We start from the raw sequence: 14,910 nt of genomic DNA on the forward strand, positions 1-14,910 counted from the left end.
GCATTGTTTCTTATCAGGAAGTCTCCAAAAAGTAACCCATGTTACATCAGGAATAATCTCCCCGTGACAGATCAGACACTTCATAATTTCCTGCCAAGCTTGTTCATATAAAGAATCGAATCTACCGCATCCAACATATCGTCGGTTTTGCCTGCGTGAAAAAAGTACACGTCCCCGTCCGGGTCTTCCGGACTCCGCCCGGCTCGGCCGGCAATTTGTACGAGTGCCGGTTCATCAAATACGGCGTGACCGGCATCAATTACATACACATCAACCGAAGGGAAAGTAACGCCTCTTTCCAGGATCGTCGTCGTAACAAGCATCCGGTAATTCTTCTCACGGAATGCGTCCACCTTAGCCGCCCTGTCCGGATCATCCGCATGGACAGCCGTCACACAATAACCTAATTGCTTAAGCATTCGTGCAACCTCTTCCGCTTTTTTAATAGATGGAAGAAATAGAAGCAGCTGCCGAGAAGACGTCTGTTGTTCGGCAATCATTTGTAAAATTTTCGGTGGAAGCATTCCCTTTTTTAAATAGGAATTTAAATGGAAAAGGAGCTTTAATATGGGAACTGGAAGAGGGTGGCCGTGGAATCTTTTTGGAATGAACACGGCAGGAAGGGACTTATTGCGAATGCGTTTTCTTTCCGCTTTGCGAGGAGTAGCTGTCAAATAGACGATAGCAGCATCTGTTTTGGCTGCGCGTCTGGAAGCGTAATGAAGATTCGGATCGTTATGGTAAGGGAAAGCGTCGACTTCATCAATGATTAAAAAGTCGAAAGCACGTGCAAAGCGGTAAAGTTGGTGGGTCGTTGCTATTAGAAAAGGAGCATCGCTAGTTTTGGTCGGGCTTTCTCCATACAACCCCTGAATTGGAACATCAGGAAATGCCCGCTGAAGACGTGGAAGTAATTCGCGTACAACATCCGTTCTAGGAGTGGCAAGGCAGATTCTTTTACCTGCTTCAAGAGCAGCGGAAAGGCCGGAAAACAGCATTTCGGTTTTCCCCGCTCCACAAACGGCCCAAACCAGCAGTTCCCCCGATCCGCGGTCAACGAGATCGCGGATGGTTTCGGCAGCATTATCCTGGGAGACTGTGCGTCTGCCTGTCCATTTGCAGGGGGATGAAAAAAACGGCCAAGTTACGTTAGGACTTCCGTAATAGAGGGGTTCACAAGATAACACCCTCCCCATTTGAATGCACGAACGGCAGTACGTGCAAGTATCACCACAATGGGGCATGTTTCCAAAAAGATGGGGAGACGAATTGCCGCACCTCCGACAAAGGTAACCGGACCAAGACATTTCGATAGATGAGAGAGGTGTAACATAATGAGGAGGTGTATCAAAAGGGAGCTCGTGTTTCAACAACAATTTTCCAGCCAGTTCCGGAGTGGTATGAGCGGGGGAATCGTGCGGGAGCCAGGAATAATCGTCTTTCTTTTTGTTCAACCATAATTTCACCATTGATTCACCTTCCATGTGATAATTAGAGCCTGTTTGAGTCTCACAAACAGGCTCCCTTTATCCTCAGGACCGGCGGTACCAACCCAGACCAATCGCTCCCTCACCCAGGTGCGTACCGATGACAGGGCCGAAGTAACTGACAGACATTTCCACATTATCATAGGAAGACTCCAGTTCTTCTTTAATCTGCTCCGCTTCCGCAGGACGGTTGGCATGAATGATACAAGCACGGTAGTTCCCGCCATTGCGGACGTCCTCATCAAACAGTTGGAGAATTCGCTTGATCGCTTTTTTATTTGTACGGATCTTTTCGAAAGGAACAATTTGCTTATCTACGAAATGAAGCACAGGCTTCACCTGCAGCAGGCTTCCAACAAACGCTTGAGCGCCGTTCAATCTCCCACCGCGGTGAAGGTGGCTGAGATCATCCACCATGAAATAAGCGCGCATGCTCGCTTTCATTTCTTCCAAGCGACTCAGAATTTGACCCGGTGTCGCACCATTCGCAGCCAACTCAGACGCTTCAAGAGCATAATAGCCCTGCATGTGACAACTGATCTCTGAGTCGAAAACATACACTTCCATGTTTTCTACCATTTCACCTGCTGTCACCATCGCCTGGTATGTACCACTGATTCCACTCGAAAGATGGATGGCAACGACCGCATCATACTCTTTCGCAAGCTCTTCCAGCTTTTTCGTCATCAATCCAATAGCAGGTTGGGATGTTTTAGGAAGCTTCCCCCCTTCTCTTACCATGTCATAAAAGTCATCTGCTTTAATATCGATCTCTTCCTGGTACGATTCTTCTCCAAAAATAACGTTTAACGGCACCATATGTATATGATTCGTCTGTCGGACCTGCTTCGGTAAATATGCTGTACTATCCGTAATTACCGCTGTTTTCATCCGATTCAACTCCTTGCTTTAATATTTAACATTCCTCTAACTATGCACGAAAACCTTCCAGCTTCTTCTTCCTCTTATTTTACATGAAGGGGTGTAACAATGCATCAGAAAACTAACACCGGCCCCATCTACAAAAAAGGGGTCGTTTTTCAGGTATACATTTCGTATGCCTGAAAAACGACCCGCTTGTTTCCAAAGGTCAGAGTGGGTTAAATAACTTCTACCCATCCATTCTTTATTGCTGTAACAACGGCCTGCGTACGGTCATTGACATTCATCTTCTGAAGGATATTACTCACATGGTTTTTAACGGTTTTCTCACTGATGTACAGAGACTCTGCTACACCTCGGTTACTGTTTCCATCGGCAAGAAGCTGAAGCACTTCACACTCGCGACGGGTCAAGAGATGAAGTGGCTTACGGTATTCGATCGTACGGTATGCGCTGCTTCCTTTCGTCTCAGAAAGGCGGCGATATTCCGCAACTAAATTATGAGTCACTTTCGGATGCAGGTAAGAACCGCCTGCCCCTACAACTTTGATTGCTTCAATCAAAGCGTCTGAATCCATCTCTTTCAGCAAGTACCCCTGCGCACCAGTTTTCAACGCATGAGTCACATAGTTTTCGTCGTCATGGATAGAAAGAATGATCACTTTCATTTCCGGATAACGCTTTGTAATCTCCGCAGTCGCCTCGACTCCGTTCATGCTCGGCATGTTGATATCCATTAACACAACATCCGGCATGTATTCTTCGATGATTTGAAGGGCTGTATCTCCATCGTCGCCTTCTGCCACGACTTCGAAACTGGATTCAAAATCCAAAATTCTTTTTACGCCCTCCCGAAATAATTTGTGATCGTCGATTAGGACTATTCTGGTCGTCATGATTACTTCCTCCTGATTCTTATACATAGAATGGTTTTCACGTTCCCCTGAAACCTATTCCTTCTCTGTCTACATCTATCTTTATCTGTGTTTGGTCGATCTACCCTAATCCTATTTCTATTATAAACGATACACGTCCATTTACATAGTTTTTGTATAGAATATCAATTTATTGGTAAATGGATCGTGACAATGGTCCCTTCTCCAGGGCTGGAATCGATATGAAGGTCCCCCTCGAGCATGTCGACACGTTCCCTCATTCCGACCAACCCGAATGACTTCTCTTTCTTCGCCGAAGGGTCGAAGCCTTTCCCATCATCTTTCACAATGATGGTTGCCGCGTGGGGCTGAATCTCAATTTTCACTTTAACTTCTTTTGCTTCTGCATGCTTAACGGCATTCTGGACGGCTTCCTGTATTAATCTAAAAAGTGCAACTTCGTACTTGGACTCCAACCTCTCCTCAGAACCGAAAGATGTAAAGGAGAAAACCATTCCTTCATTATAATCTTCGACCGTTGTGAGGTATTTCTTAAGTGTAGGAATCAAACCGAGATCGTCAAGCGCCATTGGTCGGAGGTCGTATATAATGCGGCGCACTTCGTATAGAGCAGACCGAACCATAGATCGGACACTCTTTACCTCTGCCATCGCTTCTTCAATGCCCCGTTCACGATATGTGCGGTCGACAAGGTCGGACCGCAGCATCACGTTCGCCAGCATCTGTGCCGGCCCATCATGGATTTCTCTGGACAAGCGCCGGCGTTCTTCCTCCTGCGCCTCAATGATCTGCAGGCCGAACTGCTGCTTTTCTTTTGCAGTCTCAAGCACATCGGACACATGCTTGAAGTCTTCTGTCAAATAATTGAGGACGACCGAAATCTTTCCACTCAAGGCCTCCGCCCGCCCAATCGTCTCTTCCAGGTTGCGCAGCCTTCTTTCTATGTCATCCCGGCGTTCACGCAGTTGTTTTTCTTTTTCTCGTTTCATGGATAGATCCATCTGCAAAGCGTGCGTCTGTTCATAAACTTTACGGATTTCATCTTCTGAATATTTCTGGAATTCTTTGCTAACTTCGGATAAGCGTATACGCGAGAAACGTACTTTTCGGTCCAGAATGTCTCCCTCCTCAATAAGAGTGAGCACTTGGTCCTTTGTTTCCGCAAGCTCTTTATTCAGTGTTTCGAATTCGCTCCGGGATTCTTCACCAATTTGAAATATCTCATCCTTACTGTTGGTGACCGTCTCGACCATTTCATTAATAATATAGTCAAGGGCGATATCCCCATTTTTCCTTTCGCTCATGACAAGTCCCTCCATCAATATTCACATAATCATTCGTATGGCCCATGTCCATTTGTGGGGGTGTTCGCTGAACAATGAACAAAAAAGTATATAGCAAATACTTCTTTTATCAGCCTATGTAATTAGTTCCCCGAGATTGCCGATTATTCCTTCCCTCTATATAATTGAATACAGGAGGTTTGTTAATCGATGTTAGAAACGTATTATACCGTAAAGCCGGAAGGTTCAGAAGAAGTCGTCATTCAAAAATCCCGTTTCATCGGCTATGTGAAACGCTGCGAAACAGAAGAGGAAGCACAATTATTCATTCAGGAAATCAAGAAGAAACACAGTGATGCAACCCATAACTGCTCCGCCTATATGATTGGAGAACATGATTTGATACAAAAAGCCAACGATGACGGAGAGCCAAGCGGCACAGCAGGCGTGCCGATGCTTGAAGTACTTAAGAAAAAGGGGCTTAAAGATACAGCCGTTGTCGTCACCCGTTACTTCGGTGGTATAAAACTCGGAGCGGGCGGTCTCATTCGCGCCTATTCCTCTACGGCCTCTGCTGCCATCAATACGACCGGTGTAGTGAAGAGGCAGTTAATGAAAGAAATAAAGGTAAAAGTGGAATATCACTTACTTGGAAAAGTGGAAAACGAAGTAAGGAATTCCAAATATACACTCGAAACGGTTAATTATCTCGAAAATGTGGAATTGATAGTATATGTAGTAAGTGGAGAAGAAGAAGCATTTATCTCATGGATGACCGATTTGACAAGCGCACAGGCTGAAATCCATGAGGGTACAACTTCTTATGTAGAAAAGGATGTCAAACCCGAGTAAAGGAGCCCGTCTATGATATGAAAAGGAAAAAAACAAGAATTTTCCTTTTGTCTCTATTTTTCGTATTGCTGATCGCCATCGGCGCTGCCGGTGGATACGCTCTTTATTTAACCGATCAGGTCAAACAGACTGCCACGGAGTCCCACCAGGAATTAGACCGGGGAGATAAATCAGAAAAAAGAACGAAAGCTGTAAACCCGGGGTCCGACCACATTTCCGTCCTTTTCGTCGGGGTAGATGAAACTGCAGCCGAGGCACCCTCACGCTCTGATGCTCTTGTCCTCGCAACATTCAATGATGAAAACAAATCCATAAAGATGGTCAATATCCCAAGGGATTCTTATACCTACATTCCAGAGGTCGGCTATCAGGATAAAATCACCCACGCCCATGCGTTCGGCGGAGTGGATGCAACAGTAGAAACCGTGGAGCAAATGCTGGATGTTCCTGTCGATTATTATGTCCGGCTCGATTTCCAATCTTTCGTTGACATCGTCGACGCCATCGGCGGCATTACCTATGACGTCCCATTCGATATGACAGAACAGGACAGCTCCCGGGAAGCAGGTGTCATTAAACTGGAGGAAGGGGTTCAACTCTTGAATGGAGAGGAAGCCCTGGCCTTGGCTAGGACACGCAAATACGACAGCGATCTTGCACGAGGACAGCGGCAGATGGACATTATCCAGGAGATCATCAGTGAAACAATTTCTACCCGTTCCCTGAACAATATGGACAGCATCCTCACTTCGGTCAGTGAGAATATGAAGACGAACTTGACCTTTGATGAAATGATATCCTTCAAAGACTATCTGTTACAAAAGGACGGACTTGATTTCGATAAACTCCAGTTGGATGGAGAAGGCATGTATATAAATGGTGGATGGTATTATCAAGTCGACCAGGAGAGCCTGACGACAACGATTGGTTCATTAAAGACACATCTCGACATGGATCAACCATTTGTAGAAACGGACGAGCCGGAACTCAGTCCGTCTTCTGGAGAAGAGCAAGCCATGCCGAATGAATGAAGTCTTTGCAGAAATTATTTCCCAGGCAATAAGATATAATTAAAAGAAGGTGCCCGGCATTAGCCGGCGCACCTTCTTTTTATCTTCGATTCCGATCGCGTATCATGTTCAAAATCGGTCGGTATTCTTTTCCAATTAATCCTGTAACTTCGACAATCAGTTCAATCATAATAATGAGTGCCAGAATAACAGCCATGGCTCCAAGGATCGTTGCCTGGGAGAAGATAACTGCCGCAAGACTGAACAAAGCACTGACTGCATAAATCATCAATACCGTTTCGGGATGACTATATCCCAAATTAAGGAGGCAGTGGTGCAGGTGAGATTTGTCAGGTGCCGAAAGCGGCTTTCGCTGAATAATTCGACGTACAATTGCAAACAGCGTATCAGATATCGGTACACCGAGAATGATGACTGGAATAATGAAGGAAAACAACGTGACGTTCTTAAAGCCGAGTAAAGACAACACACTAATCATAAACCCGAGAAAAAGTGCTCCTGTGTCGCCCATGAAGATCTTAGCGGGGTAAAAGTTATAGACAAGGAAGCCAAGTGTACTTCCAAGCATCATCAGACCGGCAAAAACAACGAATACGTTCCCCATCGTGATGGCGATACCGGAAATCGTCAGTAAGGCAATAGCTGAAACACCTGCGGCTAAGCCGTCCAAGCCGTCTATGAGATTGATGGCGTTAGTAATGCCCACAATCCATAAAATAGTAATCGGTATGCTCAAATATCCAAAATCAAGCTGGCCTCCGAAAGGTAAATTGATGAACTCGACCTGAACGCCGCCGATAACAACAATCGCAGCTGCAAGCAGCTGTCCGGCAAGCTTTACCTTAGCCGAAAGCTCTCGCATATCATCAACGACACCAGTAATAATAATCACTGTCGCACCGATCAGCACCGGCCAAGTGTAGGAGCTTTCCGGAAAGAAGAAAATTATCCCCAATGCAAAGCTGAGAAAAATAGCTAAGCCGCCAAGCCGCGGCATTACATTTTTGTGTACTTTTCGATGGTTCGGTTTATCTGTAGCACCTATCTTCAATGCCATTTTCTTGACGAGCGGTGTGATGAGCACAGATGCAATCAAGCAAAACAGCAAGGCCTTGTATTCCATAAAGACCCTCCTCCGGTTTATTATGTCCTCTCCCTGTATGTCGTAAGCTTTAATATTTTTTCCAAATGGATCCGAATAAGAACCCTTTGTCCACGACATATTAACCATAAGAATTATAGCACAACAATTTCATGTCAAACATAACAATTTCTTTAAAATTCCGCCACCCATTTACTAAAAATGGCAAATGGTTTTCCACATCTGGCTTATCCCCTTTTTATCACCCTTCTAATCCTCTCACATTTATATTTAAATTCTGAATGTTTTCGTTTGAATTCGTTTTGTTTGCACCAGTCTTTTATACTCTATAAGTTCGGAAAGTATGTTTTAAATCTTTAGGAGGATTATGACACCATGACTACGTCAGAAAGAAAAAAATTAGAAAAATCCCTTAAGCCTCACTGGGTCTGGGCTATTGCCTTTGGTTCCGCCATTGGCTGGGGAGCATTTGTGCTGCCTACCGATTGGATTAATCAAGCAGGGCCTATGGGCGTGACGATCGGTATTCTTCTTGGAGCTGTCCTGATGATGATTATCGGCGTCAGCTACGGGTTTCTGATTGAGAAATTCCCCGTAACCGGAGGGGAATTCGCCTATGCCTATATAGGATTCGGTCGAAAGGTTGCTTTTTTCGCCGGCTGGTTTTTAACACTTGGTTATATTTGTATCGTTGCATTGAATGCATCAGCGCTGGCTCTGCTCGCTAAATTTCTTTTTCCGGAATTCGTCCATACCGGAAACCTATACACAGTGGCGGGCTATGACGTATCCATCATTCAAATTGCTATTGCCAGTATCGCTCTTATTATATTCGCATTATTAAACATCCGTGGAGCGAGCTTTTCCGGGCGTACACAATTCTTTTTCAGCATGCTGCTCATTGCCGGAATTGTGCTGCTCGCGATCGGAGCAATCCTGACGGAGGGCCCGAGCCTTACCAATATGTCTCCTGGATTCTCGCCTGATAAGACACCAATTGGTTCCATTTTAACAATATTAGCCCTGGCTCCTTTTGCTTATGTAGGATTTGATAATATCCCCCAGGCAGCAGAAGAGTTCGAATTCGAGCCGAAGAAAGCCTTCGGATTGATTATCTGGTCTCTTCTCGCAGCCGGACTCGCTTACAGTATAATGATCTGGGTGACAGCGAGCTCCATGCCATGGCAGGAACTTCTTACCTATATACAAGACACGGGATCGGTATGGGGGACAGGAGATGCGATTGAAAGTTACCTTGGAAGAGCCGGTGTCTTCATTATTGCCCTGGCTGTCTGTATGGGAATATTTACTGGATTGAACGGTTTTTACATTTCGTCAAGCAGACTGACGTTTGCTATGAGCCGCGCCCGAATTCTCCCAGATGCTTTCCGGCGTCTTCATCCGAAATATAATACGCCATACATCGGCATCCTATTTACGATGTTCTTTTGTCTGTTTGCCCCGTGGTTCGGCAGAGAGGCATTGCTGTGGGTCGTAGACATGTCTTCGACTGGTGTAGCTGTCGCATATTTCTTCTGTACCGCTGCAGCTTATAAATTTTTGGCGTGGTCGGAACAAGATAGACCCGGGAGCTTCCCTAAAACCGTTGCCCCCGGAAGGAAAGCATTGTCCTTGATCGGAATAATCAGCTCCATCGGGTTCCTCGCCTTGCTCCTGCTGCCATGGTCTCCCGCAGCACTAGGAAGGGAATCCTACATCGCTCTCGGTGTTTGGATTATGATCGGACTCGCCTTTTATCTCTTTAATGCTAAACGTTACAACAGCATCAGCCGCAAAGAAATGAACTACCTCATTTTTGAAAAAGAAGAAATCGATTAATAAAAGAACCTTCCTTATAACAGGAAGGTTCTTTGCTTTTGTTATAGATTTAGACGGAAAAACAACGTGAAAGTTTCAGAATTCGGGATAATATGACAAATAAATTACAAATCTATACACCTGTGTAACTTGTTCTTCCATTATCGACAATTGTGATAGAATAGAACATCGAGAGGTTAAGAATTGAGGTGTAACCATTGGCTAAACGAATTGTACGCGTTCGAAGGCGCAGCCGAAAGAAAAAGATAAGAAGGCTCGTGTTCGTCCTGTTATTACTTGGACTATTAGTAGGGAGCGGCTTTTATTACGTTTCCCAAGTTTATACAGCATCTTTTGAAGGGTTAGATCGCGGCGAGAAGTCTGATCTGCGGGAAGAAGCCGTAGATATCGGGGATGATCCAATATCTATTCTGCTCCTTGGAGTAGAAGATTACTCCACAAACGGACAAGCCGGGCGGGCGGATACCCAAATTGTCATGACACTCGATCCAAAAACGAATGAAGTGACGATGACATCTGTACCGCGGGATACGCAGATTGAACTACCTGCATCCAAAGTCGGGGAAGAGTATGCTGGCTACCATAAATTAAACGCATCCTATTCAATCGGGGAACTTTCCGGATACGGGGCCGAACGCTTAGCGGTTGAAACGATTGAAGATGAGCTAGGCATTCCTATAGATAAATATGTCACCGTAAACTTCCAAGGGTTCACTGAAATTGTTGATGCACTTGGAGGAGTAACGGTTGATGTCAAAGAAGGGTTCTGGGAACGGAGCCACCTCGATCATGATAAACGAATTGAATTTGAAGCAGGACCACAAAAGATGGATGGAGAAGAAGCCCTCGCCTTTGTTCGGATGAGAAAACAGGCAGCCGCCGTCAACTATCCACGGGATGAAAGACAGAGACAATTCATCAAGGCCGCCATGGACGAGGCTATCTCAGCCGGTACCATCTTTAAAGTTGGAGAAATTACTGATATTTTAGGGAAGAACATTCAAACGAATTTGAGTCCACGTGAAATTTACGCGATTCAGAAAGCCTTCTCTTCCGAGTCTAATGCGAAGACATTTGAAATTGAAGGTGTCAATGAACGGTTGCAGGATGGACTGTATTACTTCACTCCTGATGAGGAGAGTCTCTTTGATGTTCAAACGAAATTGAGAGATGCTCTGAATCTCGATCCACCAGCTGAACAAGGAAATGGCCAGACGAATGAATCTAGTTACGAAGAAACCGACAGTGGCTATAACCAGTCCAATGAATACAACTCATCGGACTCGCAGTATGAAGAAGACAACTATTATTCCCAATAACGAAGCAGCGCCCGCAAATAATGCGGGCGCTTTTTTTCATCATACCAATCAAAAAGAACTCCCCACTCCTGTTTGGAAGTTCTAAAGATGTTATGTATGGATTATATTGCCGTACGCTGGAAGATCAAGATACCGTTCACCCTGCGGAAAGAGTACGGTCCATCGAACGTCAGGAAGCTCTCATCTTCCTGTCTGCGAATTCCGATCCGCTTCACAATTGCTTTACTTCTAAGCAAATTACGGAAGGTGTCTTCCGTCAGGTGCCGAAGAGGCTCAATGACAATTGTCTTATCGATACGCACACTGTAGCGCCCGGTGATCGATAGTTCATCCTGATCCAAAAGTAATTTAGTCAAATGCGCCAAACCACTTCATCCTCTCATGCTCATTTATTCACGAATCCCCCAGTACGTCCCCCTCCTTCTAATAGTAATAAAAAAAACGGAAGATGAACACAGGATTTTTTCCTATAAAATAAAGTAGAGGAAAAATTATCATGTTGACTCGTCGTATATATTACGATATAAAGCGTTGCTACATAAAAATACCTCCCCTATATAAGAGGAGGTTCAACACTATTCTTCTATAATGCGGTAATTGGTATGAGCCACTACAGTTCTGTCATACTCAAAGTCAATCTCTGCTAAATTGTCCATGATGGTCAGGTCGACGATGACAGACTGTTGGCATTGACTGGGGATTACTCTTCCTTTAAAAACAATATCGTTTCTTTCAAACGTTACTATTTGACCGGGTGTTGCAATGCGATCATCAGGCTTTATCATCTTTCTCTACCCTTTCTCATATTCATATTTTCAACAAAGTTGAATTCATTTTACATCTAATTGACAAACAATTCAAATAAAATGTTTTACAGGATATATTACTCGATTCCATTAAAAAAAACAAGTCGAACCAGACTTAAACTGTTATACCCTCCTAACAATTATGTCAAAACATGTGGTAAAATATTCTATAATTTCTCGTTACATAGAAAGGAAGTCTATGGTGCACACACCTTTGCCGAGAGTCAAGAAAGTTATTCTAAGTATCTTCGCAATTACCGTTGTATTATTCATTACCGGAATCATCATACTCTACAACTTAGGGAGTGGCTTTTTGTTCATAGAGGATTCAGAAGACGTGCAGCCGGCAGATGCTCTCATTGTTTTGAGCGGCGAATCCAACCGTCTCCCTTATGCCGTCGATCTCTTCAATCAAGGACTTGCCGATTCTATCATTCTCACAAATTCTACAGAGAAGGGCGTAACACGAGAGGACGCAGAGAACCTGGGTGTTCCATCGGACGCGATTATTGAAGAAACGGAGGCCGAGAGCACCTTGGATAATGCTGTATTATCCGAAGAAATCATGTTCAAATACGACTTCACTTCAGCAATTGTGGTAACAAGCGATTACCATTCCCGTAGGACGAAGATGACCTTTGATAAGATCTATGAAGATTCCATCGACCTTTCCTATGCATTCGCCCCCTCCTTTTTCGACGCAAGTGACGGATTAAATGAGCGGGAACAAAAAATGACGTTCAGTGAGTATGTGAAGTATATCGCCTATTCCGTCAGACTGCTGACTTATTAATCGGGTAGAGGGCAGAGTCCCCTCTGCCTTTTCTTTTTTCTGGAAATCACTAGATTAGTCCCATAGACATTCGAAGCTTTATTCTATATTATGAAAGCGATTTCAAAATTATGAGGGGGAATGCAGTTAATGAAAAAGTGGTCGCTTATTTCATTCGTAGGGATAGCACTTTTGTTTTTGCTTTTTGCGCAACCGTTTGCACAGAAAGCGGATGCGGCGGAGACTACATATGACAAGGTAGTTCTTCGCGGCAGTGCGGAGTCATTGGATTGGGGGTCGGATAATCATCCACTTGCTTATGATGCAGAGAAGCAGCTTTGGGAAAGTGCACCTGTGGAACTAAAGGGTGGAAAAACCGTGGAGTATAAGTTCGTCTATGACGGCAAGTGGATGGAAGGATCGAACTTGACGTTCACCCCTTCTCAAGATGGGAAATATATCTTTACCTTCCATCCGGACAAAGAAAGGACCGTTGATATCCGCTTAGCGGATACCCACAGCGGCAGTGTCACGTTGAATTTGTCTGTGCCTGAAGAGACACCGGACTGGGCAATCCCGACTGTCGCATCAAGCAAAAACGGTTTCAATTACACCGTCAGCCCGATGGAGAAAACAGGAGACGGCATCTACACCCTCCGCGTTGTCGGGGATGCTTCCGAGGAGCTTACCTACTTCTACAGCCTTTCAGGTGAAGCTTATAAGGAAGATCGGACAGATCCGCGGACCGTAACGTTGCGTGAAGACGGCGACAACGTGTACGATAAAGTCGACAAATGGTTGACAATTCCAGTCGCCCAATCTGTGCGACATGATTTTAATCACGCCCCTTACACTCCTAATAAAAAAGACGTCGTCCAGGTAGAAGTAGAGGTCCGGCATTTCGGCCCAATTGACGCAGGCGCGGTCTACTACACGACAGACGGATCGATTCCAGATGGAAAACGCGGAACAGCTGTTCAAGGCAGGACGTCCTTCCTTACTGTTCAAGAGACATCTACTGCCCCGGACGGTTTACAGACGTCCATATTGGAAGGCACCATTCCTGCTCAAAAGAACAAGACCCGCGTCAAATATAAGATAGATGTGTGGAACAAGTCATCTGAAGGGTCCCAGTTTGCTGATAATAACGCGTTGACATCTGAGGAAGCAACGGAGTTCGCTTACTATGTCGATGACTATAAATCGCCGAAATGGGCAAAAGAAGCAGTCATCTATCAAGTATTCGTCGACCGTTTCCGGGACGGAGATGTAAGGAACAACACCTCTGTTCAGCCTGATCTTCCGAAAGACGAACAGCTGAAAGGCTGGATGGGAGGAGACCTTCAGGGAGTCATCGATAAGCTGGATTACATCGAGGAACTGGGTGTCAATACGTTATGGATCTCACCGATCTATGAAGGACCTTATTCCCACGGCTATCATCCAACCGATTTCATGAAAGTTGATCCCCGGTTCGGCAGCAATCAGCTGATGAAAGAACTGGTCAAAAAAGCGCACAAACGGGATATGAAAGTCATCTATGATCTCGTTCCCAACCACACATCGAACCAGCATGACTTTTTCCAAGATGCTCTTTCCAAAGGAACAGACAGTAAATACTATGACTGGTACACGTTTACCAAATGGCCGGACGAATACGATACTTTCTACAGTGTCAAAGAGCTTCCGGAGCTGAACAATGACAATCCGAACACGAGGGACTACATGCTGAATGAAGTCGTTCCATTCTGGATGGAAGACATCGGTGTCGACGGCTTTCGTCTTGATTATGCCAAAGGACCGAGCCAGAGCTTCTGGGTCGACTTTCGACATAAAGTAAAGTCGATTGATTCCAACGCATTCATTTTCGGAGAGGTATGGGATGACTTGGATACGATCACTTCCTACACCGGCAAGCTTGACGGCGCTATTGATTTCGAAACGCAAACCGCTCTTCACGGCGCATTTATTCAAGGAAAATCGATGAACGAACTGGCTGCTTCGCTTGAAACCATCCAAAACGGGTATGCCGAGGAATTCGTCGCTGCTACGTTCCTTGACAGCCACGATATGCCACGCTTCTTCTATGAAGCGAAGGAGAACGAAACGACAATGAAAAACGCGGCCACTCTTCAATTCCTGCTTCCGGGAGCACCGATCATTTATTACGGTGATGAAGTAGGGCTGTCCCAAAGCGGTGACCACAATGCTGTAGAAGAATGGAAGGACCGCTATTACCGCGAATTTATGCCCTGGAATAAGCAGGAACAAAACAGGGAAATCAAAAATCATTACAAGAAGTTGATTGATATCCGCACGAAGGAGCAGGCGCTCACCCACGGCGATTTCAGGATTGTTTACTCTGATGAAGACGTCCTTGTTTTTGAAAGGAAAACACGTAAAAATCATGTATTAGTCGTCGTTAACCAGGGAACAGAGAATCGACGCCTGGACGCTTTTGAATTATACAATCAGCGTACCCCTAATCGTGTGCAGCTCCAATCACTGTTGGACAAGGATAAATACAAGAGTCATAAAGGGAAATTGATGATTGAAAGTGAAGCAAAAACAGTATCCGCCTATGAAGTCAAAGGTAAACTGAGATAAATAAGTGAGCCCCCTCCTTATAGATGGAGGGGGC

General features: G+C 45.0%; 13 protein-coding genes. 6 read left to right on the forward strand and 7 right to left on the reverse strand.

Annotation, left to right across the window (positions count from 1 at the left end):
- Nucleotides 1–80: 80 nt before the first annotated feature.
- The 4 genes from QRD89_RS14530 to QRD89_RS14545 all read right to left on the reverse strand — a co-directional run bounded on the left by QRD89_RS14530 (nt 81) and on the right by QRD89_RS14545 (nt 4,569).
- Nucleotides 81–1,484, reverse strand: a complete 1,404-nt coding sequence (locus QRD89_RS14530; RefSeq protein ID WP_502875578.1) for an ATP-dependent helicase ComFA — start codon at nt 1,482–1,484, stop codon at nt 81–83.
- Between the two features lie 48 nt (nt 1,485–1,532).
- Nucleotides 1,533–2,378: a DegV family protein gene (locus QRD89_RS14535; protein ID WP_062514288.1), complete on the reverse strand. Its 846-nt coding sequence runs from the start codon at nt 2,376–2,378 to the stop codon at nt 1,533–1,535.
- Between the two features lie 209 nt (nt 2,379–2,587).
- The gene (locus QRD89_RS14540) at nt 2,588–3,265 is read right to left on the reverse strand and encodes a response regulator (RefSeq protein ID WP_008635534.1); all 678 of its coding nucleotides are present in this window, start codon (nt 3,263–3,265) and stop codon (nt 2,588–2,590) included.
- A 164-nt stretch (nt 3,266–3,429) separates the two neighbouring features.
- Entirely contained in the window at nt 3,430–4,569 is a 1,140-nt protein-coding gene (locus QRD89_RS14545) for a sensor histidine kinase (protein ID WP_008635532.1), read from the reverse strand.
- 189 nt (nt 4,570–4,758) lie between these two features.
- Between QRD89_RS14545 and QRD89_RS14550 the strand changes: the two genes are divergently transcribed.
- Nucleotides 4,759–5,400: a YigZ family protein gene (locus QRD89_RS14550; RefSeq protein WP_026578198.1), complete on the forward strand. Its 642-nt coding sequence runs from the start codon at nt 4,759–4,761 to the stop codon at nt 5,398–5,400.
- Between the two features lie 17 nt (nt 5,401–5,417).
- A complete protein-coding gene (locus tag QRD89_RS14555) occupies nt 5,418–6,431 on the forward strand; it encodes an LCP family protein (RefSeq protein WP_008635527.1) in 1,014 nt (337 codons plus the stop codon).
- A gap of 79 nt (nt 6,432–6,510) precedes the next feature.
- Here QRD89_RS14555 and QRD89_RS14560 read toward each other — a convergent pair whose 3' ends face one another.
- Nucleotides 6,511–7,554: a glycosyltransferase family 4 protein gene (locus QRD89_RS14560; protein ID WP_008635524.1), complete on the reverse strand. Its 1,044-nt coding sequence runs from the start codon at nt 7,552–7,554 to the stop codon at nt 6,511–6,513.
- A gap of 354 nt (nt 7,555–7,908) precedes the next feature.
- Here QRD89_RS14560 and QRD89_RS14565 point away from each other — a divergent pair, with 354 nt between their 5' ends.
- Both QRD89_RS14565 and QRD89_RS14570 read left to right on the forward strand, forming a co-directional pair.
- On the forward strand, nt 7,909–9,372 hold the full coding sequence (locus tag QRD89_RS14565) for an APC family permease (protein WP_286095557.1): 1,464 nt from the start codon (nt 7,909–7,911) through the stop codon (nt 9,370–9,372).
- Between the two features lie 197 nt (nt 9,373–9,569).
- Nucleotides 9,570–10,691 (forward strand): LCP family protein, encoded by a 1,122-nt coding sequence (locus QRD89_RS14570; RefSeq protein ID WP_286095558.1) that lies wholly within the window; start codon nt 9,570–9,572, stop codon nt 10,689–10,691.
- A 101-nt stretch (nt 10,692–10,792) separates the two neighbouring features.
- Here the strand turns inward: QRD89_RS14570 and QRD89_RS14575 are convergent, their stop codons facing one another.
- Both QRD89_RS14575 and QRD89_RS14580 read right to left on the reverse strand, forming a co-directional pair.
- Nucleotides 10,793–11,047, reverse strand: a complete 255-nt coding sequence (locus QRD89_RS14575) for a hypothetical protein (protein WP_153017415.1) — start codon at nt 11,045–11,047, stop codon at nt 10,793–10,795.
- Between the two features lie 219 nt (nt 11,048–11,266).
- The gene (locus QRD89_RS14580; protein WP_008635516.1) at nt 11,267–11,476 is read right to left on the reverse strand and encodes a YkvS family protein; all 210 of its coding nucleotides are present in this window, start codon (nt 11,474–11,476) and stop codon (nt 11,267–11,269) included.
- A 235-nt stretch (nt 11,477–11,711) separates the two neighbouring features.
- Between QRD89_RS14580 and QRD89_RS14585 the strand changes: the two genes are divergently transcribed.
- Together QRD89_RS14585 and QRD89_RS14590 are read left to right on the forward strand one after the other, a co-directional pair.
- The gene (locus QRD89_RS14585; protein WP_286095559.1) at nt 11,712–12,290 is read left to right on the forward strand and encodes a YdcF family protein; all 579 of its coding nucleotides are present in this window, start codon (nt 11,712–11,714) and stop codon (nt 12,288–12,290) included.
- A gap of 129 nt (nt 12,291–12,419) precedes the next feature.
- A complete protein-coding gene (locus QRD89_RS14590; protein WP_286095560.1) occupies nt 12,420–14,876 on the forward strand; it encodes a glycoside hydrolase family 13 protein in 2,457 nt (818 codons plus the stop codon).
- Nucleotides 14,877–14,910 lie beyond the last annotated feature (34 nt).

This window comes from Halobacillus sp. ACCC02827 (assembly GCF_030291935.1).
Classification (GTDB): Bacteria; Bacillota; Bacilli; order Bacillales; family Halobacillaceae; genus Halobacillus.